The sequence below is a fragment of the Pseudomonas sp. PK-RTE-24 genome (assembly GCF_054052265.1).
The window spans coordinates 3,578,943-3,600,317 of record NZ_CM133224.1 but is presented as its reverse complement, the minus strand read 5'-3'; the positions used below and the strand labels follow the sequence as shown (position 1 = coordinate 3,600,317).

Below are 21,375 nucleotides of genomic sequence, written 5' to 3'. Positions count from 1 at the left end.
GATCAATCTTCCTTGTCTTTGACTAACTCGCCGGTATCGGCCTTCAGGTGCAGCTCGCGCGCCACGCCTTCGACCGTCAGCAATTCGACTTCGTAAATGTACACGTCGTGTTTTTCTTCCAGCTCGACTTCCAGCAGTTTGGCGCCGGGGTAGCGATCCATGGCCTGCTGCAGCACTTGCTCCAGCGGCAGGATCACACCATCGCGACGCAGGGCCAGCGCCTCGTCCTGATCGAGGTCGCGAGCCATGGCCGTACTGCACAACAACACCAGCGCCAGCGCCGTCAGGCGGGTGGCGCGACTATTCAGCTTCATTACGTATCCTGATGATCCCTGAGCACTTCACCATCGACCGCGTTCAACTCCAGATCCCACTTCAGCCCTTTCGGGTCGCGCAGTTCGATCTGGTAAATGAACTTGCCGTACTCTTCCTCCAGCTCGGTTTCGGTGATTTCCGAACCGGGGTGTTTTTCCAGGGCGATGGCGTTGAGCTTCTCGAAGGAGACGATAGTACCAGCGTCGCGCAAACGAAGCGCTTCGTCAGGTCCGAGATCGCGCGCCAGCGCAGTGTTGGCGCCAAGGCCGAGGATCGAGGCAGTGGTCAGGGCAGTCAGGGTTTTCATGGTGTCTCCGAATTCTTATATGTTGCTTACGGTGGGCACCATAGCGAGGTCAACTTAACTGAAACTGAATGGCCATCATTGTGCCCCACTGTTGGCAAGATTCCCTGTGGGAGCGAGCCTGCTCGCGAAGACGGAGTGTCAGCTGCAGCGATGTTTCTGACCCGCCGCTTTCGCGAGCAGGCTCGCTCCCACACTGGTTTTGCGTCTGCCCCGTTTGTGGGACAGGCTCACTCCTACATGGGCCTGCAACATGTGCTTATAATCGCCAGCTTGCTAACGATCGAGACCGGTATGACCGCCATCCACATCAAGTTTCCCGCCCTCACCCTCAAGGCCGGCCCACGGGCCATGGCGCGGATTCGTGCGCAGGGTTTGCACGCCGCTGACGTCGGCACCCTGCCCGGTGCGGCCGGTGGGCCGAAGGCGCTGGGGATTCAGGGGCTGGATCTGGCGTTGTTCGGCGAGTGGCTGCCGGGTGCGCCGCGTGAGCGTTCGCTGATCGGCGCCTCGGTGGGTTCCTGGCGTTTCGCCAGCGCCTGCCTGCCGGACGCCGTCGAAGGCATTCGCCGCCTCGGTGAGCTGTACGCCGAGCAGCATTTCAACAAAGGCGTGACCATGGCCGAGATCAGCCAGAGCTCGCAGCGCATGCTCAATGACCTGCTCGACGGCCGCGATGCGAGCATCCTCGAGAACGCCGATTACCGCTTGAACATCATGGTGGTGAAAAGCCAGGGCCGCCTCGCCGAGGACCATCGCGGGCGCCTCGGTCTGGCGCTGGGTTCGGTGATCGCCGACAACCTGCGCGGTCGTACACGGCTGTCGCGGCACTTCGAACGGCTGATCATCCACGATCCACGCCTGGCGCCGCCGCTTGATGCCTTGACCGATTTCCCTTCACGTTTCGTTGCCCTCAATACCGGCAACCTGCGCCAGGCCCTGCTCGCTTCCGGGTCGATTCCGATGGTCATGGAAGGCGTGCGCGACCTGCCCGGCGCCGGCGCGGGTACGTTCCGCGATGGCGGTTTGCTCGACTACCACCTCGACCTGCCCTACAGCGGCGACGGCATCGTGCTCTATCCGCACTTCACCGATCGGGTGATTCCCGGCTGGTTCGACAAGACGCTGCCATGGCGCCGCGCTTCGGTACAGCGTCTGCAGGATGTGCTGCTGGTCGCGCCATCGAAGGAATATCTGGCGCGCCTGCCCTACGGCAAACTGCCCGATCGCAACGACTTCAAACGCTTTATGGGCGATGCGCCGAGCCGGCAGAAATACTGGCACACGGCGATGGACGAGAGCCGTCGACTGGGTGACGAATTCCTCGAGCTGACGGCCAACGGTCGCCTCGCCGAGCGCTTGCTGACCCTTTAGTCAGCACGGCCAAAGACAAGCTGATAAACTCGCCGCCTGCCCGAATCGCTGCGGCGAACGCCATCTGAACAGAGCCGAAAATACCGTGGAAATCTTCAAAGAGTTTACTTTCGAATCCGCCCACCGCCTGCCGCACGTCCCGGACGGCCACAAGTGCGGCCGCCTGCACGGCCACTCATTCAAGGTCGCGCTGCACCTGAGCGGCGACCTCGATCCGCACACTGGCTGGATTCGCGATTTCTCCGAGATCAAAGCGATTTTCAAGCCGCTCTACGAACGCCTCGACCACAACTACCTGAACGACATTCCTGGCCTGGAAAACCCGACCAGCGAAGTGCTGGCCAAATTCATCTGGAATGAGATGAAGCCATTGCTGCCGGAACTCAGCGCGATCCGCATTCATGAGACGTGCACCAGCGGCTGCATCTATCGCGGCGAATAAGCACCACACATCTCCCCCGCCCCTGTGGGAGCGAGCCTGCTCGCGAAAGCGCCGTTCCAGTCAATTTATTCGGTGACTGACACTCCGTATTCGCGAGCAGGCTCGCTCCCACAAGAGTCCGGCGCCAGGTTTGAATCATCTGCCATGCACATAACAGGCTCGCTCCCACATTGGGCTCCTGGTGCATTCAGTGCACTGCTTTCGCGCTGAAAATCCCAGTCGCGTCTACACATTCGTTCACTTGCGCCGCTTGGCACGACCGCTGCAACCCTTCTGCGTCTTCCCCTTCCTGCAAGGACTGCCCCATGACGCAGAACGCCTCCGGCAACGATTACCCGCTCAGTGAAGTCCCCATGCACGCGCGCAAAGGCCTGGCCTCGACGGCGATGGTGTTACTGGGCTTCACGTTTTTCACTGCGACCATGTTTGCCGGCGGCAAGCTCGGGGTCGCGTTCGGTTTCGCCGAGATGATGGCGGTGATCATTGTTGGCAATCTGCTGCTGGGCCTTTACGCCGCAGGGCTGGGTTACATCGCCTTCAAGAGCGGCCTCAATTCGGTACTGATGGGCCGCTTCTGTTTTGGCGAAGTCGGCAGCAAGCTCAGCGATCTGATTCTCGGCTTCACCCAGATTGGCTGGTACGCGTGGGGCACGGCGACGGCGGCGGTGGTGATCGGCAAGTATTTCAATCTCGATGAAAGCACCGTGCTGGTCCTGATGGTGCTGTTTGGTCTGGGTTTCTGCGCTACGGCGTACATCGGTTATCGCGGACTGGAGATTCTCTCGTACATCGCGGTGCCGACGATGATGTTGCTGCTGATGCTGTCGATGTGGGCAGCGACCGTGAAGGTTGGCGGTTTCGAGGGGTTGCTCAGCGTGGTGCCGACCGGTTCGCTGGACTGGTCGACAGCGATCACCCTGGTGTTCGGCACCTTCGTCAGCGGCGCAACGCAAGCCACCAACTGGACGCGATTTTCCCGCTCGGCAAAAGTCGCGGTGCTGGCCAGCCTGATCGGTTTTTTCATCGGCAACGGCCTGATGGTGCTGATCGGCGCGTACGGCGCGATCGTCTATCAACAGCCGGATGTGGTTGAAGTGCTGCTGTTGCAGGGCTTCGCCATGGCCGCGATGGCCATGCTGTTGCTGAACATCTGGAGTACGCAGGACAACACCATCTACAACTTCGCCGTGGCCGGCTGCAACCTGCTGCGGACCGGGCGGCGCAAGACCGTGACCCTCGGTGGCGCGGTGATCGGCACTCTGCTCGCCCTGCTGGGCATGTACGACATGCTGGTGCCGTATCTCATCCTGCTCGGCACGGTGATTCCGCCGATTGGCGGGGTGATCATGGCTGACTTCTTCTACCGCTGGCGCGGGCACTATCCGCGTCTGGCCGACGCACGGTTGCCAGCGTTCAACTGGCCGGGCCTCGGGGCCTACGGGGTCGGAACCGTCGCTGCGTTCAGCTCGCCCTGGGTCGCGCCGCTGGTAGGCATTGCCGCTGCCGCGCTAACGTATGTCATCGTCACCGGTGTGCTCGGCGCCCGTCGCGTCAGCGCACCACTACAAGACCTATAAAAAGGATTTGCCTGATGCACATCATCAACGCCCGCCTGCGCAATCAGGAAGGCCTGCACGAATTGCACCTCGAAGACGGCCTGATCCACAGCATCGCCCGTCAGACCGAAGCGCCGACCCTCGGCGCGGATGACCTCGATGCCGGCGGCAATCTGGTGGTGCCGCCCTTCGTCGAGCCGCACATCCACCTCGACGCCACCCTCACCGCCGGCGAGCCGCGCTGGAACATGAGCGGCACGCTGTTCGAAGGCATTGAATGCTGGGGCGAGCGCAAAGTCACCATCACCGAAGAAGACACCAAGACCCGCGCCAAGAAGACCATTCAGGCCCTGGCCGCCCACGGCATTCAGCACGTGCGCACCCACGTCGACGTCACCGACCCGCAACTCACCGCGCTCAAAGCCATGCTCGAAGTGCGTGAGGAAAGCCGTCAGCTGATTGACCTGCAGATCGTCGCGTTCCCGCAGGAAGGCATCGAGTCGTTCCGCAACGGGCGCGAGCTGATGGAAGAGGCGATCCGCATGGGCGCTGACGTGGTCGGCGGCATTCCGCATTTCGAGTACACCCGCGATCAGGGCGTCAGCTCGGTGAAGTTCCTCATGGACCTGGCCGAGCGTACCGGCTGCCTGGTCGACGTGCACTGCGACGAGACTGACGATCCGCATTCACGTTTCCTCGAAGTGCTTGCCGAAGAAGCACGCAGCCGCGACATGGGCGCCCGCGTCACCGCCAGCCACACCACGGCGATGGGTTCTTATGACAATGCCTACTGCGCCAAACTGTTCCGCCTGCTCGGCCATTCCGGCATCAGCTTTGTTTCCTGCCCGACCGAAAGCATTCACCTGCAAGGACGTTTCGACAACTTCCCGAAACGCCGGGGCGTGACCCGCGTCAACGAACTGCTCGAAGCCGGCATGAACGTGTGTTTCGGTCAGGACTCGATCGTCGACCCGTGGTATCCGCTGGGTAACGGCAACATCCTGCGCGTGCTTGAAGCGGGTTTGCACATCTGCCACATGCTCGGTTATCGCAACCTGCAAAGCGCGCTGGATCTGGTCACCGACAACAGCGCCAAAGCCATGCACCTGGGCGAGCGTTACGGACTGGAACAGGGCCGCCCGGCGAACTTGCTGATTCTCTCGGCGGACAGCGACTATGAAGTGATCCGCAGCCAAGGCCTGCCGCTGTATTCGATTCGCGGCGGCAAGGTGTTGATGAAGCGGCAGATGCCGGTGGTGGAGTTCAACTGAGAAGTACGCTGAACCTGATGGGCCGAGAGCAAAACCTGTGGGAGCGAGCCTGCTCGCGAAAGCGCCATGCCAGGCACCTCGATGTTGGATGTGCCGACCTCTTCGCGAGCAGGCTCGCTCCCACAGTAGATCCCAGCGATAGCGTCGGCCGAATCAATCCATCAACCGCGCCGTGCCAAACAATCTGACGCGCAGCAATTCCCCTTCCGAAACCTCAAGCAAAACCGGTGCGGTGCCACCCGGCATGACCACCCGCACTTTTCCCGCCTCGACCCAACCCACCCGCCACGCGGCACACGCGACCGCACTGGCGCTGGTGCCGGATGACGCGGTTGGTCCTTCGCCACGCTCGAATACCCGGGCGAGGACTTGCTGCGGCGACGCCAGCGCGGCCCATTGCAGATTGACGCCCGCCGGGCAGGGATTACCGGCACCGGTGGGCATGGCATAGGCGATTGCTGTAAGCCGTTGGTTCAGGGTGGGTTCACGCATCTGTTCGTTGCTCGGCAAAGCGCTTGCATCGCTGAGCAGCGTTACACAGTGCGGATTGCCGATGCGGACGAATTGGCTGTGGGTCCAAGTGGGATCGAGTTGCGCCAGGGGCTGGACATGGCTGACGTCGCGATTATTGATTTGAACGCTCTCGACTGCCCGCGCCCCGACGGCTTGCGGGCCGAATCCGGGCTGACCGAGGTCGAGCCAGAAACCGCGCACGCCTTCGACTTCGGCTGGTGTCACCGCCGTATCCAGCGCTTCGCCCTTGTCATGATGAACGCGCAACACTGCGCCCTGCTCCGGCATCAAGCCTTGCTCGGTCAATGCCTGAGAAAAAATCGTCAGGCCGTTACCGCTGCGCTCGGCGAGACTGCCGTCGGTGTTGACGATCAGCACATCGAACGGCGCAGATGCCTGAAACGGGCCGATCAGCAGGCCGTCACTGCGGTGGGGTTTGCCGTTGGCCGGACGCTGGCCTTCCGGCCAATCGCAGCACAGGGCGATAGCGGCTTCGCTCCAGTGCTGCCGAGATGCGGCGCAGGCGTCGGCGCTTGTCGGCAACGCGATTCCGGCCTCGCGCAAGGCTTGGGGTGAGACCACAGCGTAGATATTGCCGCGTGCGTCGTAGAAGCTCGTCATGCCTTGTTCCCGTATTCCATGCTGGCGAAAATCCGACTGTAAACCGCAACTCAGTGTGGGAGCGAGCCTGCTCGCGAAGGCGGTGCGTCAGTCGACAATTCCATATTTGACCCACCGCTTTCGCGAGCAGGCTCGCTCCCACAGGGTAGGATGTTCACCGTTATGCCCCGAAAGGCCTGAGATCGAACCTCAACGCCGTCAGAATGTCACTCGGGATGCAGTTGTTTTTTTGCCAAGGATCGATATGACCAGCCTCAACCCCCAAGACACGTTCGTCCCCGGACGCCTGCAACAGATGTCCACCCGCGTCGCTTTTTTCATCGCTGGCCTCGGCATCGCCGCCTGGGCGCCGCTGGTGCCGTATGCCAAGGCGCGGGCCGGGCTGGATGAGGGCACGCTGGGATTACTGCTGCTGTGCCTGGGTGTCGGCTCGATTCTGGCGATGCCGCTGGCGGGGATTCTGGCCACACGTTTTGGCTGCCGACGTGTGGCCACCGCCGGCACCTTGTTGATCTGCGCGGCACTGCCGTTGCTGGCGACGGTGTCGTCGATCCCGGCGCTGATCGCCACGCTGTTCATGTTCGGCGCCGGTCTCGGCACGGTGGATTCGACGGTGAACCTGCAAGCAGTGATCGTTGAACGCGCCAGCGGCAAGCACATGATGTCGGGGTTCCACGGCCTGTTCAGCCTCGGCGGCATCGTCGGTGCGGCGGGTGTCAGCGCCCTGCTCGGCCTCGGCCTGACACCGCTGGCGGCGATGCTGGTGGTAGTGGTTTTGCTGATCGGCGCCTTGCTCAAGTGCGTGCCGCACATGTTGCCCTACGGCAGCGAAAGCTCCGGCCCGGCGTTCGCCATTCCCCATGGCATCGTGCTGTTTATCGGCGGCATGTGCTTCATCGTTTTCCTTACCGAAGGCGCGGCGCTGGACTGGAGCGCAGTGTTCCTCGCTCAGGAACGCGGGATCGACACGGCTTATGCGGGAATGGGTTACGCAGCGTTTGCCCTGACCATGACCGTCGGCCGTCTGCTTGGTGATCGCATAGTGCGCAAGCTGGGGGCTACGCGGATCATTCTGTTCGGCGGTCTGTTGGCGGCGGCGGGACTGTTTCTCGCCACCTTCGCGCCGAGCTGGCAAGCGGCGCTGCTCGGTTATGCGCTGGTCGGCGCCGGTTGCTCGAACATCGTGCCGGTGCTGTACACGGCGGTGGGCAAACAAACGGTGATGCCGGAAAGCATCGCGGTACCGGCAATTACCACGCTGGGTTATGCAGGGATTCTTGCCGGGCCGGCAGTGATCGGTTTTGTCGCCCACGCCAGCAGCCTGAGTTTTGCCTTTGGATTGATGGCAGTGTTGCTGGTGGCTGTGGCGATCGGCGGCAAAGTCCTCAAGGTCTGAAAGCTTCGCGAGCAGGCTCGCTCCCACAGGGTTTCAGTGGTCCATGTGGGAGCGAGCCTGCTCGCGAAGAAGGCACCGCGCTCTATCAGAAGCCGACGCTGGCCTGCACGAAGAACGTGCGCGGTGCGCCGACATACATCCCCGAGTTGTTGTCGCTGGAGCGGGTGAAGTACTGCTTGTCGAAGACGTTCTTCACCCCGGCACCAAGCTTGAGGTTCGACACCTGCGGACCAAAGTCATAACCGCCGCGCACGTTCCAGGTCACGTAACCCGGGATGTCGCCGTACTGCCCGTCCGCCGTGCCTTCGGTGATGTAGTTGCCGTTGAAGCTGCCATCCGCATTCACACCGGTGCCCGGCGAACGCTGTTTCGATTGGGCGAAGCCATCGATGTTGTACGTCCAGCGATTGATGTCGTAACGCAAACCGACTGTCGCAACCTGCCGCGAATAGAACGGCAGATCGCGGCCCTTGAAGCCGGGGATCTCGCCTTCATAAGTGGCGCGGGTGTAGGTGAAACCGGCGTTGGCGGTCAGGCCATCGAGGCGCGAGTCGAGTGCGGCCATGTCGTAATGCACCGACGCTTCAATGCCCTGGTGCTTGGTCGCGCCGAGGTTGGTCCAGCCGACATCGTTGCTGATGTATTGCAGTTCGTCATCGAAGTCGATGTAGAACAGCGTCACCTCGCCGCCCCAGACATCATCGTTGTAGCGCGTGCCGACCTCGTAGGTCTTGGCCTTTTCCGGCTCCAGACCGTTGGCGGTGCTGTCACCCGAACCGCCCTGGCCGAGCTGGAAATACTGCAGGCTGCCGAACGAGGTTTCGTAATTAGCGAACAGCTTCCAGGCATCGGACAGGTGATACATCACGCTCAGCGCCGGCAGCGGCTCATTGCTTTCGATGCTGCGGTTTTTCTCCTGGACCGGCCGGCCAGCGGTGTCGAGCACGGCGCGGTCGTGCCAATCGGTGCTGATGTGTTCGAAGCGAATGCCCGGGGTGATGGTCCAGTTGCCGACGTCGATCTTGTTGTCGACATACACCGAATTGGCCTCGGTGCCACCGGTGCGATCTTGGAATACATGGCCGTCGGAAGTCGGCGTGACCACTGGCTGATTGTTGACCAGCGCCAGACGACTCGACTCTTCGTGCATGGCCTCTTTCAGATAGCGATAACCGACGCTGACTTCCTGAGTGGTCGGGCCGACATCGAACACCCGCGACACGCGCGGCTCGATGCCCAGGGTGTAATAGGAACGCGGGTATGAGCTAAGGGTGCGCTGATCGCGCGCGGCGATGGTACTGCCGCGAAAGCTGTCGGTGTAATAGGTGAGAATTTCTGCCTGGGTGCGCTCGTCGATCTGGCGGATCCACTTGAACGACACGTCTTTGCGCCGGCCTGTGAACTGGTCGTAGTCACGCACCGACTCGTACGGTTTGTCATCGTACTGACGCTGAGTCAGGCCACCCGGCATGTCGGCACTGGCGTCGTAGTAGTGGAAGTTGAGGCTGAAATCGTCCTTATCGGTCGGCGCCCAATGCGTCTTGAGCAGCACGTCGTCGATGTCATTGCCGTTGTTGCGCTCGCGATAACCGTGACCGTTGACGCCGGAGTACAGCAGCGCGACGCCCATGCCGTTGTCGGCGGTGCCGCCAAGAAATGCGGTGTCGATGTGTTTCCAGCCGCCGTACTGCGTGGTTTCCAGGGTGGTGCCGATTTCGCCGGTGGTTTTCTCCGGAATCGCGCGGGTCACGAAGTTGATCACGCCGCCGACGTTTTGCGGCCCGTAGCGCACGGAACCGGCGCCACGCACGACGTCGATGCTGTCGAGGTTGCCCGAGGAAATCGGCGCCATCGACAGTTGCGGCTGGCCGTAAGGCGCGAACGCCGCTGGCACGCCATCGATCAAAACAGTCGAGCGTGGCGACAGGCGCGAAGTCAGACCGCGCACGCCGACGTTGAGGGAAATGTCGCTGCCGCCAGTGCCATTGGAGTCCTGCACCTGCACGCCAGGCACGCGTTTGAGCACGTCGCTGACGTTCATCGCGCCCTGCTCGACCATCGCTTCGCGGCGAATCACCGTGCGTGCGCCGGGGTGGTTCTGCACCACCGCCGCGTCGGCGTCACCGAGCCAGTCGCCGACCACTTTGATGTCGGTCACACCCAGTTCCAGCGGGCCGTTGCTGGCTGCGGAAGTGGCGGCCGGGGCGAGCGTCACCGAGCCTTCATTGATCTGATAATCGAGGCCGCTGCCCTGCAGCAACTGCCGCAGCGCCTGCTCTGGCGCGAGGTCGCCGTCCACCGCCGGAGCTTGTTTGCCGGCCACCAGCTCAGGGCTGAAAAACACCTGCAGCGAGGTTTGCTGGCCCAGTTCGCTCAAGGCTTGGCCTAGCGGTTGCGCGCGGATATGAATGGCTTCAGCGGCAAACGCCAACGGCATCGCGGCGCTGACTGCCAGCGCGAGAGCCAGTGGCAACCAAGGGGATTTTTTATTGTGGGTTGTGGTGATGTTCACGTCGTACGGAGTCCTGTGGATCGCAAGAGTGTGCGGCTGTTAATGCAAACCAGTTGCAGTTGAACAGGAAGACGATGAACGGGGAAAAAACCTGAATGCTATCTGGAAATTATTTCCTGACTGCCATCGGCAAGGGTGCGCACCGTCACCGGCAGGATGCTCGGCAAGGCTTTGAGCAAGGCGTCGGTGTCGTCGGATTTGAACACGCTGGTCAGGCGCAGGCTGGCCACGTTCGGCTGGGATACGGTCAGCGGTTTGTCGCGATAGCGCGATACTTCCGCCGCTACTTCGCCGAGGCTGGCGTTGTTGAACACCAGTTTGCCGTTACGCCAGGCGGTCAGCTGCGCCGGGTTGACCGCGTAGGCCGGCAGGACTTTGCCTTGGCCATCGACCGCCGTGCCGAGGCCTGCGGTGAGGTTGATGAATTGGTTGTCCGGGGCAGCACTTCCCTGCACCTTCACCGTGCCCTGCTCCACCGCCACGCGGGTTTGCGTGGCATCGCGGCGCACATCGAAACGCGTACCGGTGACCGTGACCCTGCCGCTGCCGGCTTCGACAATAAACGGACGCGAGGCGTCGTGTTCAACGCTGAACATCGCCTCGCCCGCGCTCAATTCGATAACCCGTCGATCCTGCTCATAACGCACCTGCAAGCGGCTGCGACTGTTCAGATCGATTACAGAACCGTCCGGCAACGCCACATGCTTGCGCTCGCCCGGCGCCGTGGCGAATTCAGCGCGGTAACCGCCCGGATGATTCAGCCCGCTGAACAGGCCAAGCCCCAGCGCCACGGCCAGAACACTCGCGGCGACGGCATAACGCAGCATCGGCCGACGTTGGCGGCGAGCTGGCGGAGTTTCGGCAAGCGCCTGCAGACGCGACGTCGGCAGCAGATCAGCAGCCGCCCACAAGTCCTGGAGCAGGCGGAATTCTGCACGGTGCTGCGGATGCTCGTTCAGCCAGGCCTCGAAGCGCTGCCGTTGCTCGACGCTGACATTCGGTTCCTGCAAACGCACGAACCATGCCGCCGCCTCGTCACGCACCGCCGCTTGCCCACAGGCGCAATCTCTCGTCTCCATCATGGAATATTCTGTCCGGCTGAGGTTGAGACCAGGCACGCCCCCCTGTAGGAGCTGCCGAAGGCTGCGATCTTTTCGACGTCACTCGTCATCATGACTGCAAGCCATCCAGCCGCTCACGCAGATGGCGCAGGGTGCGGATCATATACTTTTCGACCATGTTCTTGGACAGCCCCAGGCGTTCGGCGATTTCTGCCTGCGTCAGGCCTTCGATCTTCTGCCAGACAAAGATCTTGCGGCAGTTGAGCGGCAGCTCGGTGAGCGCGCGTTCGATGGAATCGGCCAACTGGATCGCGTGCATGTAATGCTCCGGATCGCCCGCCGACGACGCACTGTCCTCGACCGCCTCCGCCTCCATGACGCCCCGCCGGTCCTCACGCCGATAACCATCAACGGCGATATTGCGTGCGGTCTGGTGCAAATACGCACGCGGCTGCTGCACCGCCGCCGAATCCGCCTCGAGCACCCGCACAAAGGTGTCGTGCGCCAGATCCTCGGCCTGCGCGCGATTGCGCAGGCGACGAGTCCAGGTGCCGATCAACTCTTCGTAATGCTCGAAAAAGCCGGATCTGCGGGAGCGCATGGGGGATGGGCGGCGTGGTGAGAAAGGGGCGTGAATAGTAATGCGTCGTATTAATACAAAGCAATGCACGCTGTGATGGTGTTCTTGATGCGCAAGGTGCAAGCACCGACGACGCCGAGCTCCGATGGGCATTGAATAGGACCCTGTGGGAGCGAGCCTGCTCGCGAATGCGGTATGTCAGCAACGATGATGGTGACTGACACGTCGCCTTCGCGAGCAGGCTCGCTCCCACAAGGTAAAAGCGTGAATGTCTCAGGCCTGCGGCAGTTTGCGGAAGCCCACTGCCAGGCGATTCCAGCCGTTGATGGTGTTGATCGCCACCGTCAGGTCAACCAGTTCCTTCGGCGAAAACTGCGCAGCGACGACTTCATAGTCTTCGTCCGGCGCGTGGGTCAGGCTCAGTTGCGTCAGCGACTCGGTCCACAGCAGTGCGGCACGTTCACGCTCGCTGAAGAACGGCGCTTCCCGCCATGCTGTCACGGCGAACAGGCGGCGTGGGGTTTCGCCGTCCTTGATCGCGTCGGCGGTGTGCATGTCGATGCAGAATGCGCAGCCGTTGATCTGTGAAGAGCGCAGCTTGACCAGTTCGAGCAGGCTCTTTTCCAGCGACAGTTTCGAGACGGCATTTTCCAGCGCCATCATCGCTTTCATGGCATCGGGGGAAGCGGTGTAGAAATCGGCACGAGATTGCATGGTGGGCTCCGGGGTAGCGATTGAATGTGTGGCTACGTTAGTCCCCGGGGGTGGTTCGGCAAATAGCCAATATTGCAGAAGAACGGTAGGCCACTTGGCGCGGCGACTGACCGCTCGTCACTCGACGGGCACCAAGGTTTCAGTGCGCAAGACCAATATCAGGTAATCCCCTTTATCAGGAGACGTACCATGATGACGCGCAAATTCACTTCGTTATTGTTGGCCGGCCTGCTCGCCACGGCGTCCGCCGCCAGCTTCGCTGCCAATGACAGCACCGATGCGACGGGCACCAAGTCCGGCGGCGCCAGCAGCTCGACCATGCCGCCAGACAACACCCCGGGCTCGCCATCGGGTGGCAGCGGTTCTGGCGGAACCAATAACGGCACCGGCACTGGTACTGGCTCGGGCATGGACACTGGAACGGGCACCAATGGCGGCGCCAGTGGCTCGGGTTCCGGCGCGGGCGGTGGCACCGGTTCGGCCGGCGGCGGCACGGGTGGTGCGGGCGGTGGCACGGGCAGCTGAACGAACAAGAGCCATCCCAGATAGTCCTGCTTACATCAGGACCCAATGTGGGAGCGAGCCTGCTCGCGAAAGCGGTCTGTCAGCCAACCTTGATGCAAGCTGACACACCGATTCGCGAGCAGGCTCGCTCCCACTTTTTATTTCTGTTGACTGAAAGAATCAGCGATCCGACCGCATCAACTCGGCAAAACCCTCTTCAGCTGTAAACACCGCCGCGCGATTGCGCCCGGCATTTTTCGCCTCATACAACGCCGCATCCGCGCGCTGGATAAACACTTGCGGGCTGTCGTTGCCGTTCGGAATAAATGAATAACAGCCCAGACTCACCGTGAGATAACCGGTCGGCGACCCACTGTGGATGATGTGCTTGTCGATCACGCTGCGGCGAATCTGCCCGGCTATCGCCAGCGCACCGTTGATGTCCGTATCCGGCAACAGCACAGCGAACTCTTCACCACCGTAACGCACCGCCAGATCCGACTTGCGCTGGCAGCAGGCCTTCACCACTTGCGCCACCTGCGCCAGGCATTGATCGCCGGCGACATGGCCGTAAGCGTCGTTGTAGCGCTTGAAGAAATCGATATCGAGCATGATCAGGCTGACCGGGCTGACCTGGCGCGCGCCCCGGGCAAATTCGATGTCCAGCGAGCGCTCGAACAAGCGTCGATTGGCCAACCCGGTCAGGCTGTCGTGGGTGGCGATCTGCTCCAGCGCCAGTTGCGCCTTGCGCAGGTTTTTCTCGATACGTTCGCCATCGCGCACTTGATGAATGAACACCCAGCCGAACAGGCCAACCCCGAGGATCACCAGCGCGACAATTACGCTGGACTGGAAGGCGCGGTCATACCAGCCCTGCAGAATCGTGTCTTGAGACGTCGCAGCAGAGACCACCAGCGGATACGAGGCGAGCTGTCGATAGCCATACAAGCGGGTCACGCCGTCGACCACGGAGTTGAGCATCGCGGTGCCAGCGTTAGCGTTCGGCAGCAGGGTTTGATAGATCTCGCCGTGGGCCACCGAGGTGTTGATCAACGACTCATCAAAGGGCCGTCGCGCCAGCAAGGTGCCGTCGGTCAGCGCCAGAAACATGATGCCGCTGTCATCGAGGCTGAAGCTTTTGAAGAACTGATCGAAGTAGGACATGCGGATGCCCGCCATCAGCACGCCCTGAAAGTTGCCGAGCTGGTCGTTGACGCGTCTGGAAATCGGAATGATCCACTCGCCGTTTTCGCGGCTGCGAATCGCCGGGCCGATGTGCGCAACCGTCGAAGCATTCTGCTGATGGAACTTGAAATATTCGCGATCGGCCACGCCATTGCCACGAGGCAGATCGGCGAACGAAGTAATGACCCACTGCCCTTCGCGATCGAAGAGAAAGATGCCATGCAACTGATCCAGTTGCTGCGCGCGGCGGGCAAAGATCCGCTGCAACCGAGGGCGCTGCGACGCCCCGTAACCATCGTCCTGAATCCAGTCGACCAGGCTGGTCATCACCAGATCCGCTGCACGCACAGTGTCTTCGGCCTGCTGCGCCATGGCCCGGGTCAGGTTGCCCGAAGCCATTTTCGCCACCGCCAGATCCTGACGCCGCGACTGCTCCAGTTGCAGGTACAGCAGACCGCACAGGCACAGGCTCACCGCAACGATAAACAGCACCGCCGCTTTGCGTAGCGGCAGGCGCTTGAGCGTGCCGGGGGCTTGATGCGGATCGTGATTGGGGATTGGCAAAAGCATGTCCTGGGCAGGTACGACAGGGGCGCGAGCCCGAAACCCTTGTATGTGTGAGCGTAGCCCACCGGGATGTACCGGGCAAACGCCCGCCTCCCGCCCAGTTATCGGCGCGTCGCGAGTTTGGATGATCGCTTTTCGTCGATTTATTTACGATTGCTTCTTTACGGTTAATCAGTTGTGCAGGGCCAGCCGCCGCATCGCGCTGGTCAGGTGCGCGCGGGCACTTTGCGCATCGCCTTCACGCATTTGTTCATAGGCGCGCTGCGCAATCGCATGAGGCACCGGTTTCAATTCACGTTGGGTTGCCATCGCCAGCAGTTGCACCTGCGCGGCGCGCTCCAGGTAATACAGATCGTCCCAGGCTTCGGCAATGCTCGGCGCAGCGACAATCACACCGTGGTTTTTCAGAAAGAGAATGTCGGCATCGCCCATAACGCTGGCGATGCGGTCGCCTTCAGATGCGTCCAGCGCGAGGCCGTTGTAATCCTCGTCCACCGCTGTGCGCCCGTAAAACTTCAGCGCAGTCTGCCCCAGCCACAGCAGCGGCGGGCCTTGCAACAGGCACAACGCGGTGGCGTGCGGCATGTGCGTGTGGAACGCGACTTTTACCCGTGGCAGTTGTTTGTGCAGGCGCGCGTGGATGTAGAACGCGGTCGCCTCGGGCTCGCCTTCGCCATCGACCACGTTGCCGGCGAAGTCACAGACCAGCAGATTCTGCGCGGTCACTTCCGAAAAAGCGTAGCCGTATGGATTGACCAGAAACAGATCATCATGCCCCGGCAGCATCGCCGAAAAGTGATTGCAGATGCCCTCCTCCAGACCATGCAATGCGGCCAGTTGAAAGCACGCAGCGAGTTCGTTGCGGGCGGTGATGATCTCTTCGGTTTCCAGGTTCAGCGTCGCGGTTGGTCTGGCTTTGCCAGTGCCGCTCAAGATATGAGCCATGGCAATCCTCCTTAGGTCCAGCCGAGGGATTTGAACAGCGGCAGCACTTGATCGAGGCTGGACAGGATCGCGTCGGGGCGATAGTCCGGCAACAACTGACGACCCGTGCCGCGATCGATCCACACGCAACGAAAACCCATGTCCCGCGCCGCCGTGTGATCGAGCATGGGGCTGGCGCAGATGTGCACCACTTCATCCCGGGTCACGCCCAATTGCTCATGAGCGTAGTCGAACAGACGCGGCGCCGGTTTGTAGGCACCAGCCTGTTGCGCGGTGATCACCCGGTCGATATGGCCGCCGAGCTGCGCAACGTTGCCGGCAATGATCTCGTCGTCGGTGTTGGAGACAATGCACAGCTTGAAGCCCATGGCTTTGAGTTGCGCGAGGGTGTCGACCACTTCGGCAAATGGCGGCATGTTGGGGATGGCCGCCGCCAGGCGTTGACTGTCCTCGGACTGGCTCGGCGAGCCCAGTTCTGCCAGCGCCAGTTGCAGGCCGAGTGTGCTGAGTTCGCGAAAGGAACGGTGCGGCGGCGTTTGTTCAAGACGGTGCTCGTGACGGTCGTAGACTTCGATCAACTTAGTGGCGTCGACGGCGTGCTCGCCCTTGTCGCTGAGCATTTTTTCGACCACGGCTTTCAGGCCTTCATCCCACTGAATCAGCGTGCCGTAGCAATCGAAGGTCAGCCAGTGCGGGCGCGGCGTGTTGTTTAAGGTCATCGGTCGATTCCTCCACAGTGAGGACTTCAGCTTATGAGCGTGCGGTGATAGTGTGAAATTAAATAAACACTCAACCCTCATTCGCAAAACAACTATCAGGAATACCGCCATGCTGGATCTGGAATTGCTGAAAACCTTTGTCTGCGTGGTCGATGAAGGCAGCTTCACCCGTGCTGCCGAGCGTGTGCACCGCACGCAATCGACGGTCAGCCAGCAGGTGCGCAAACTCGAGGATCTGGTCGGCCACCCGCTACTCCTGCGCGACCGCACCGGAGTGAACGTCGCTCTCACTGAGCACGGCGAACTGCTGATCCACTATGCGCGCCGGTTGCTGGCGCTGTCCGCCGAAGCCACGCAAGCGCTGGCCAGTGACGTCGACCTGGAAGTGCTGCGCATCGGCATGCCGGAAGACTTCGACGCCCGGCGCATGGCCCTTATCCTCGCCGGCTTCACCCGCAACCATCCGCAGGCGCGCCTGGAAATCATCAGCGGCATGAGCCTCGACCTGCGCCAACGCCTCGACGCCGGCGACATCGACATTGCCCTGATCAAACGCGAACCCGACAGCGGCCCGGCATGGGCTACCTGGCCGGAACGACTGGTATGGGTCAAAGGCACCGAATTCGACACCTCCAGCGGTGTGCTGCCGCTGGCACTGTTTCCGCAGGGCTGTCTGTACCGACAGCGGGCGATTCGCCTGCTCGATGTGGCGCAGCGACCGTGGCGAGTGGCGTTCGGCAGCCACAGCCTGACCGGAATTCAAGCCGCAGTGGCGTCCGGGTTGGGGGTTTCGGTGCTGCCGGTTTCGGCGGTATTGCCAGAGCACGAGGTGTGTAGGGATCTGCCGGAGTTGGCGCCGACAGAACTGGCGCTGGTCAGCCGCGAGGGAGTGTTGAGCGGCTTGCAGCGGGGGCTGGTGGAGTTTTTGCGTGGAGAATTGGGGGTGGATGCGGGGGGATTTGCCTGAACCCCCCGGGGATCCTTATTCGGGTTTGTTGATTTCGCGGAGCAGGTCGGCGGTGGGGATGTTCATGGTGTTTGAGTAGTAGCGTGGTTCGTATTCATATTCACATTTCAAAATCCTCAGACCAAAAAAACAGGCGCTCACGGGAGCGCCTGTTTTTCCTGGCTCATTACGGATGGCTCACCGTACCGGCGGCACCCGAATATCCCCCGCCCGACACTGCGTCTTCACCCCTTTGCCACACGCGCCGAACTGCAGATCCTTGTCCATGCACACCCGCACTTCCGACAGCTGCGGGCCGCTGCAAATCACCGCAATTCCATCCTCGGGAATACCCGGATTGGCCTTGCGAAACAGATCGACAATCTCTTGCGCTTCGAAGTAGTACGACGTCGAGCCGAACGGCTGTAACGCCTGCGGAATCTTCACCGCGCCGAGGGCCTGATCGGACTTGTCCAGATAACCCATTGCGCCAAGACCGCTGCAGGTACCGTGCTTGGACCATTCGTGATCAAGGAGTTTTTTCGTCGGATACATCGTCAGGCCCTTGCTGGTTTCTGCCGCCGATAGCCTGGTCAGCGGCGGGCAGGATTGCGGCCAACCGCCCTTGGCGTATTGCGGCCACAAACCGTGCAGGACAAAACCATAACCCTTGCCGGTGCACTGCGCATCGTCCTTGTGCGTCAGACAAAAAGTCGGTGACCAGGACAGCGCCAGCAGGTAGTAGTCGAACACCCCCGCCACCGATTCGGCCTGCGCTTTCATCGATGCCGGCTGACGCGCCGAACTCGTGCCGATGCTACCGGCCGTCAGCGCGATCAGCGCCAGAATTGTAAACAGCTTTTTCATTAACCCGTTCCTTGGGACGCCTGCGTCCGTGGTTTTCGTTGTTGGCCAGACCTGGCCAGTGCTGATTTCGACACGCTTGTATTGCAAGCGCATGACGCAAGGCAAGGCCCTGCGCCGTGCAAAGGTCTACGCTGAACAGGCAGACATCCAACAAGGGAACCGACATGAGTAAAGCAGACGAACTCGCCGCCAGACTCAAGCAGACACGGCACACCCAGGCTGATGCGGCGCTGGAAATCGATTGCTGGCCTGCTCAGGTGTACGACTTGTACCACCGCATTGAGGGCTGGCTGCAACCAGTCACCGAAGTAGGACTGAAGATTCGGCGAAATCCTACGCACGTTTGCGAAAGTTCGCCGGATGGCGAAAGCCATGATTACGCGATCGACCAGTTGGTGATCGAGGCTAATCATCACAGCCTTACGTTCGATCCGATTGCGCGGTTTACCGAGGATGGCGCCGGGCGCGTGCAGATTACTCTGGAAGACAGGAATACCTATCTGCTGCGCACTGTCGATGAACACCACGAAAGTCACTGGTGGTTGCAGACGGTTGAAACCGGGCAGGAGCTGGATGCCATTGCCTTGACCGAAAATAATCTGCTGCAAGTGGTCCAGGAGGGGTTGGGACTTTAGCTCCTCGCTTTTCGTGACTGCGATTCCCGCCCCGCTGATATGGCCTGCCTTCCGACGAAGGCCGGCCGCTTTTTAGACTCACAACCAATGAATGGAATCTCTGATTACATGGATGCTTCAACCGCCCCGACCTTCTCGCTTTTCTTCAAACGCAACTTCAAACACGTCCTTGATTACTGGAGTCAAATCACCGTTACGCTAGGTTTCCTGGGTGCAGGCATGGCTATTCTCGGCTTGTACATTTACACGCGCGCAATTGGCCGCACAGATTTGTTTCTAGCAGCCATCGATGCGAAAGCTGCATTGGCGCTCTGGTTGCTGTTGATCGTTTTGATCATGGTCGGCTACCTGGGTGTACTTTTTGCCAGCGCCTGGTTCTATGGCGTCACCGTATCAATGTTTGACAAAGTGCCGGAAAAGCACAGTCGAGTCGCCGCTTGGTTGCTGCTTCCCCTGTGCATCGGTTTCTGTGTGTTCATTATTTTGTTGTTTATCTACCCGAACACTTTCAGTGCCGGAATTTCAGTAGGAATGATCTTTTTCCTCACACTGACCGCCTACTTTGCATTGTTCTTTTTCAGACAATTTCGAGCCATTGTCGATGAAGACACAATGCACTTGAACAGGTGGAAGAAAAATGGCTTTCGCTTGTTTGTGGGGGGTGTCATAGGGCTCGCAGTTTTGTTTGCTTCACTGCCAACGTTGCTGATCCTCTCTACCTACGTTGGGGAAGACAACGCTAAAGCCGTGACAATTATTGGCCTGTTTTCTCTCGGCACACTCATCCTGAGTCTGGTTCCCGTTTTCATCTTTTACATCAGTAAAGGTCACTTCCTTGCGCGCATCGCGTATGGAGCCGTGGCGGCATTGGTGCTCTTCGCTGCGTTTCTGCTCCTGTCGCCCGGCGCCATGCCAACCATTACATACGCTGCGGCCGGGAATCTGGCGATACGTCAGCAAGGTCCGGCACGCTTTATTCTCGACGCGGAGATCAGTCTTGGAGACGTGGACAACCGGCAATGGCGGACTCGGCTCAACGAAAAGAAAAAGGTCGAAGTTACCGCGTTTCCACTGTTTTCATTCGGAGACATTCTGCTTTTATGCAGTAGCGACCTGCGCTATCTGAATTTGTACGAATTGCCTCGCTATACCCCTTTCTGTATAGCAACCCGTCACAGCAAGGTAACGCGAAAACCGTTGCGGCCCGCGATGACTCGCGGACTTACATGGCAACAAAGGGCGGAACATTTGCTCAATTGGGAGACAGTTCATTCAGCAGTTTTGACACCGATCACTTCACCACCACAAGACTCTGCACGTGTAGAAACTCCTCGATTGAGAACCATTGGGATGACACGTGAAAGAACCATTCACTAGACTGGCCCACCGCCCCTTGAACAAGACGGATTTCATGACAACTCCAAAAAGCACGATGATCCTCTGCGGCCTGCTGACCCTGGCCGCCAGCGCTCACGCCGCTCCAGGCACTTCCCACCTCGACAGCATTCAGCAACAAGGCCAGTTGCGCGTCTGCACCACCGGCGACTACAAGCCCTACACCTTCAAGCGTAGCGACGGCGACTTCGAAGGCATCGACATCAGCATGGCCCGCTCCCTGGCCGACAGCCTCGGCGTCAAGGTGCAATGGGTGCAGACCACCTGGAAAAACCTGATGCCCGACATGCAGGCCGGCAAATGCGACATTGGCATGGGGGGCATCTCGGTCACATTGGAACGGCAGAAAAAAGCCTACTTCAGCAACACCCTCGATACCGACGGCAAAATCCCGCTGGTGCGCTGCGCCGACCAGTCCAAATACCAGACCATCGACCAGATCAACCAGCCCAACGTGCGCTTGGTGGAACCTGCCGGCGGCACCAACGAAGCCTTCGTCCACGCCTTCCTGCCCAAGGCGCAACTGGCCCTGCACGACAACGTGACGATCTTCCAGCAACTGCTCGACAACAAGGCCGACGTGATGATCACCGACGCCTCGGAAGCGCTGTATCAGCAGAAACTCAAACCCGGTTTGTGCGCGGTGAATCCGCATCAATACATGCAATACGGCGAGAAGGCTTATCTGCTGCCGCGCGATGACATCAGTTGGAAACTGTATGTCGATCAGTGGCTGCATTTGAGCAAGGTCACTGGCAAGTATCAGCAGACGTTGAGTGAGTGGATTGGGGTGCCGCAGTAAGCCACGGAACCCGGCCGACGCGCGCATTGAGGGAACGGTTCGCTCAATGCACGCGTTGGAAAAAATGGCAGCCGTTATTCAAACAGCACACGGTTGCTACACTGAAATCACAGCGACACGTTCGCTTCCGCCGCGATGCATACCGCACATC

At 60.6% G+C, this 21,375-nt stretch carries 21 protein-coding genes; 10 read left to right on the top strand and 11 right to left on the bottom strand.

The annotated features are described in order from the left end of the window. Positions 1-2: 2 nt before the first annotated feature. Together ACV8MC_RS16260 and ACV8MC_RS16255 are read right to left on the bottom strand one after the other, a co-directional pair. Complete coding sequence (locus ACV8MC_RS16260; RefSeq protein WP_016775413.1) at positions 3-314, bottom strand: PepSY domain-containing protein; 312 nt, start codon at positions 312-314, stop codon at positions 3-5. Continuing rightward, positions 314-622: a PepSY domain-containing protein gene (locus ACV8MC_RS16255; RefSeq protein ID WP_016775414.1), complete on the bottom strand. Its 309-nt coding sequence runs from the start codon at positions 620-622 to the stop codon at positions 314-316. Before ACV8MC_RS16255 ends, ACV8MC_RS16260 begins: the two co-directional genes overlap by 1 nt. 291 nt (positions 623-913) lie before the next feature. Here ACV8MC_RS16255 and ACV8MC_RS16250 point away from each other — a divergent pair, with 291 nt between their 5' ends. The 4 genes from ACV8MC_RS16250 (at position 914) to codA (ending at position 5,262) form a co-directional block, all read left to right on the top strand. Continuing rightward, positions 914-1,993, top strand: a complete 1,080-nt coding sequence (locus ACV8MC_RS16250) for a patatin-like phospholipase family protein (RefSeq protein WP_457262623.1) — start codon at positions 914-916, stop codon at positions 1,991-1,993. 85 nt (positions 1,994-2,078) lie between these two features. Then, positions 2,079-2,435 (top strand): 6-carboxytetrahydropterin synthase QueD, encoded by a 357-nt coding sequence (gene queD / locus ACV8MC_RS16245; RefSeq protein ID WP_007915588.1) that lies wholly within the window; start codon positions 2,079-2,081, stop codon positions 2,433-2,435. A gap of 305 nt (positions 2,436-2,740) precedes the next feature. After that, positions 2,741-4,012, top strand: a complete 1,272-nt coding sequence (gene codB / locus ACV8MC_RS16240; RefSeq protein ID WP_457262622.1) for a cytosine permease — start codon at positions 2,741-2,743, stop codon at positions 4,010-4,012. A 14-nt stretch (positions 4,013-4,026) separates the two neighbouring features. Continuing rightward, positions 4,027-5,262 (top strand): cytosine deaminase, encoded by a 1,236-nt coding sequence (gene codA / locus ACV8MC_RS16235; protein WP_457262620.1) that lies wholly within the window; start codon positions 4,027-4,029, stop codon positions 5,260-5,262. Between the two features lie 153 nt (positions 5,263-5,415). Here the strand turns inward: codA and ACV8MC_RS16230 are convergent, their stop codons facing one another. Then, positions 5,416-6,396 carry a diaminopimelate epimerase gene (locus tag ACV8MC_RS16230; protein WP_457262618.1) on the bottom strand — a complete coding sequence of 327 codons (981 nt, stop codon included), beginning with the start codon at positions 6,394-6,396 and terminating at the stop codon, positions 5,416-5,418. Positions 6,397-6,640: 244 nt separating this feature from the next. On the opposite strand from ACV8MC_RS16230, the gene ACV8MC_RS16225 reads away from it, so the two are divergent. After that, positions 6,641-7,792: an MFS transporter gene (locus tag ACV8MC_RS16225; protein ID WP_150634866.1), complete on the top strand. Its 1,152-nt coding sequence runs from the start codon at positions 6,641-6,643 to the stop codon at positions 7,790-7,792. Positions 7,793-7,877: 85 nt separating this feature from the next. Here the strand turns inward: ACV8MC_RS16225 and ACV8MC_RS16220 are convergent, their stop codons facing one another. The 4 genes from ACV8MC_RS16220 to ACV8MC_RS16205 all read right to left on the bottom strand — a co-directional run bounded on the left by ACV8MC_RS16220 (position 7,878) and on the right by ACV8MC_RS16205 (position 12,659). Continuing rightward, on the bottom strand, positions 7,878-10,304 hold the full coding sequence (locus ACV8MC_RS16220; protein ID WP_457262616.1) for a TonB-dependent siderophore receptor: 2,427 nt from the start codon (positions 10,302-10,304) through the stop codon (positions 7,878-7,880). 98 nt (positions 10,305-10,402) lie between these two features. Beyond that, a complete protein-coding gene (locus ACV8MC_RS16215; protein ID WP_457262614.1) occupies positions 10,403-11,386 on the bottom strand; it encodes a FecR family protein in 984 nt (327 codons plus the stop codon). A gap of 88 nt (positions 11,387-11,474) precedes the next feature. After that, positions 11,475-11,966, bottom strand: a complete 492-nt coding sequence (locus tag ACV8MC_RS16210; RefSeq protein WP_252878582.1) for a sigma-70 family RNA polymerase sigma factor — start codon at positions 11,964-11,966, stop codon at positions 11,475-11,477. Between the two features lie 252 nt (positions 11,967-12,218). Continuing rightward, positions 12,219-12,659 (bottom strand): carboxymuconolactone decarboxylase family protein, encoded by a 441-nt coding sequence (locus ACV8MC_RS16205; protein ID WP_024013585.1) that lies wholly within the window; start codon positions 12,657-12,659, stop codon positions 12,219-12,221. Positions 12,660-12,848: 189 nt separating this feature from the next. Between ACV8MC_RS16205 and ACV8MC_RS16200 the strand changes: the two genes are divergently transcribed. Further along, positions 12,849-13,184: a hypothetical protein gene (locus tag ACV8MC_RS16200; protein WP_457262612.1), complete on the top strand. Its 336-nt coding sequence runs from the start codon at positions 12,849-12,851 to the stop codon at positions 13,182-13,184. 159 nt (positions 13,185-13,343) lie between these two features. Here ACV8MC_RS16200 and ACV8MC_RS16195 read toward each other — a convergent pair whose 3' ends face one another. From ACV8MC_RS16195 to ACV8MC_RS16185, 3 genes are all read right to left on the bottom strand, one after another. Next, complete coding sequence (locus ACV8MC_RS16195) at positions 13,344-14,912, bottom strand: sensor domain-containing diguanylate cyclase (protein ID WP_457262610.1); 1,569 nt, start codon at positions 14,910-14,912, stop codon at positions 13,344-13,346. Positions 14,913-15,086: 174 nt separating this feature from the next. Beyond that, positions 15,087-15,860: an aldolase gene (locus ACV8MC_RS16190; RefSeq protein ID WP_457262609.1), complete on the bottom strand. Its 774-nt coding sequence runs from the start codon at positions 15,858-15,860 to the stop codon at positions 15,087-15,089. An 11-nt stretch (positions 15,861-15,871) separates the two neighbouring features. Beyond that, positions 15,872-16,579 (bottom strand): haloacid dehalogenase type II, encoded by a 708-nt coding sequence (locus tag ACV8MC_RS16185; protein ID WP_457262607.1) that lies wholly within the window; start codon positions 16,577-16,579, stop codon positions 15,872-15,874. A 109-nt stretch (positions 16,580-16,688) separates the two neighbouring features. Between ACV8MC_RS16185 and ACV8MC_RS16180 the strand changes: the two genes are divergently transcribed. Next, on the top strand, positions 16,689-17,546 hold the full coding sequence (locus ACV8MC_RS16180; RefSeq protein ID WP_457262605.1) for a LysR family transcriptional regulator: 858 nt from the start codon (positions 16,689-16,691) through the stop codon (positions 17,544-17,546). 177 nt (positions 17,547-17,723) lie between these two features. Here the strand turns inward: ACV8MC_RS16180 and ACV8MC_RS16175 are convergent, their stop codons facing one another. Continuing rightward, positions 17,724-18,392 (bottom strand): ribonuclease T2 family protein, encoded by a 669-nt coding sequence (locus tag ACV8MC_RS16175; RefSeq protein ID WP_150634854.1) that lies wholly within the window; start codon positions 18,390-18,392, stop codon positions 17,724-17,726. Positions 18,393-18,556: 164 nt separating this feature from the next. On the opposite strand from ACV8MC_RS16175, the gene ACV8MC_RS16170 reads away from it, so the two are divergent. The 3 genes from ACV8MC_RS16170 to ACV8MC_RS16160 all read left to right on the top strand — a co-directional run bounded on the left by ACV8MC_RS16170 (position 18,557) and on the right by ACV8MC_RS16160 (position 21,224). Beyond that, positions 18,557-19,027 (top strand): hypothetical protein, encoded by a 471-nt coding sequence (locus ACV8MC_RS16170; protein ID WP_252867940.1) that lies wholly within the window; start codon positions 18,557-18,559, stop codon positions 19,025-19,027. Positions 19,028-19,135: 108 nt separating this feature from the next. Further along, complete coding sequence (locus ACV8MC_RS16165; RefSeq protein WP_252867941.1) at positions 19,136-20,404, top strand: hypothetical protein; 1,269 nt, start codon at positions 19,136-19,138, stop codon at positions 20,402-20,404. Between the two features lie 34 nt (positions 20,405-20,438). Then, positions 20,439-21,224, top strand: coding sequence for a transporter substrate-binding domain-containing protein (locus ACV8MC_RS16160; RefSeq protein WP_457262603.1), 786 nt, complete (start codon positions 20,439-20,441; stop codon positions 21,222-21,224). Positions 21,225-21,375 lie beyond the last annotated feature (151 nt).

Coding starts and splice junctions, on each gene's coding strand:
- ACV8MC_RS16200 (WP_457262612.1), top strand. CDS start 12,849: ATGATGACGCGCAAATTCACTTCGTTATTGTTGGCCGGCCTGCTCGCC.
- ACV8MC_RS16170 (WP_252867940.1), top strand. CDS start 18,557: ATGAGTAAAGCAGACGAACTCGCCGCCAGACTCAAGCAGACACGGCAC.
- ACV8MC_RS16205 (WP_024013585.1), bottom strand. CDS start 12,659: ATGCAATCTCGTGCCGATTTCTACACCGCTTCCCCCGATGCCATGAAA.
- ACV8MC_RS16165 (WP_252867941.1), top strand. CDS start 19,136: ATGGATGCTTCAACCGCCCCGACCTTCTCGCTTTTCTTCAAACGCAAC.
- codA (WP_457262620.1), top strand. CDS start 4,027: ATGCACATCATCAACGCCCGCCTGCGCAATCAGGAAGGCCTGCACGAA.
- ACV8MC_RS16260 (WP_016775413.1), bottom strand. CDS start 314: ATGAAGCTGAATAGTCGCGCCACCCGCCTGACGGCGCTGGCGCTGGTG.
- ACV8MC_RS16255 (WP_016775414.1), bottom strand. CDS start 622: ATGAAAACCCTGACTGCCCTGACCACTGCCTCGATCCTCGGCCTTGGC.
- ACV8MC_RS16225 (WP_150634866.1), top strand. CDS start 6,641: ATGACCAGCCTCAACCCCCAAGACACGTTCGTCCCCGGACGCCTGCAA.
- ACV8MC_RS16160 (WP_457262603.1), top strand. CDS start 20,439: ATGACAACTCCAAAAAGCACGATGATCCTCTGCGGCCTGCTGACCCTG.
- codB (WP_457262622.1), top strand. CDS start 2,741: ATGACGCAGAACGCCTCCGGCAACGATTACCCGCTCAGTGAAGTCCCC.
- ACV8MC_RS16215 (WP_457262614.1), bottom strand. CDS start 11,386: ATGATGGAGACGAGAGATTGCGCCTGTGGGCAAGCGGCGGTGCGTGAC.
- ACV8MC_RS16185 (WP_457262607.1), bottom strand. CDS start 16,579: ATGACCTTAAACAACACGCCGCGCCCGCACTGGCTGACCTTCGATTGC.
- ACV8MC_RS16230 (WP_457262618.1), bottom strand. CDS start 6,396: ATGACGAGCTTCTACGACGCACGCGGCAATATCTACGCTGTGGTCTCA.
- ACV8MC_RS16210 (WP_252878582.1), bottom strand. CDS start 11,966: ATGCGCTCCCGCAGATCCGGCTTTTTCGAGCATTACGAAGAGTTGATC.
- ACV8MC_RS16180 (WP_457262605.1), top strand. CDS start 16,689: ATGCTGGATCTGGAATTGCTGAAAACCTTTGTCTGCGTGGTCGATGAA.
- ACV8MC_RS16250 (WP_457262623.1), top strand. CDS start 914: ATGACCGCCATCCACATCAAGTTTCCCGCCCTCACCCTCAAGGCCGGC.
- ACV8MC_RS16190 (WP_457262609.1), bottom strand. CDS start 15,860: ATGGCTCATATCTTGAGCGGCACTGGCAAAGCCAGACCAACCGCGACG.
- ACV8MC_RS16175 (WP_150634854.1), bottom strand. CDS start 18,392: ATGAAAAAGCTGTTTACAATTCTGGCGCTGATCGCGCTGACGGCCGGT.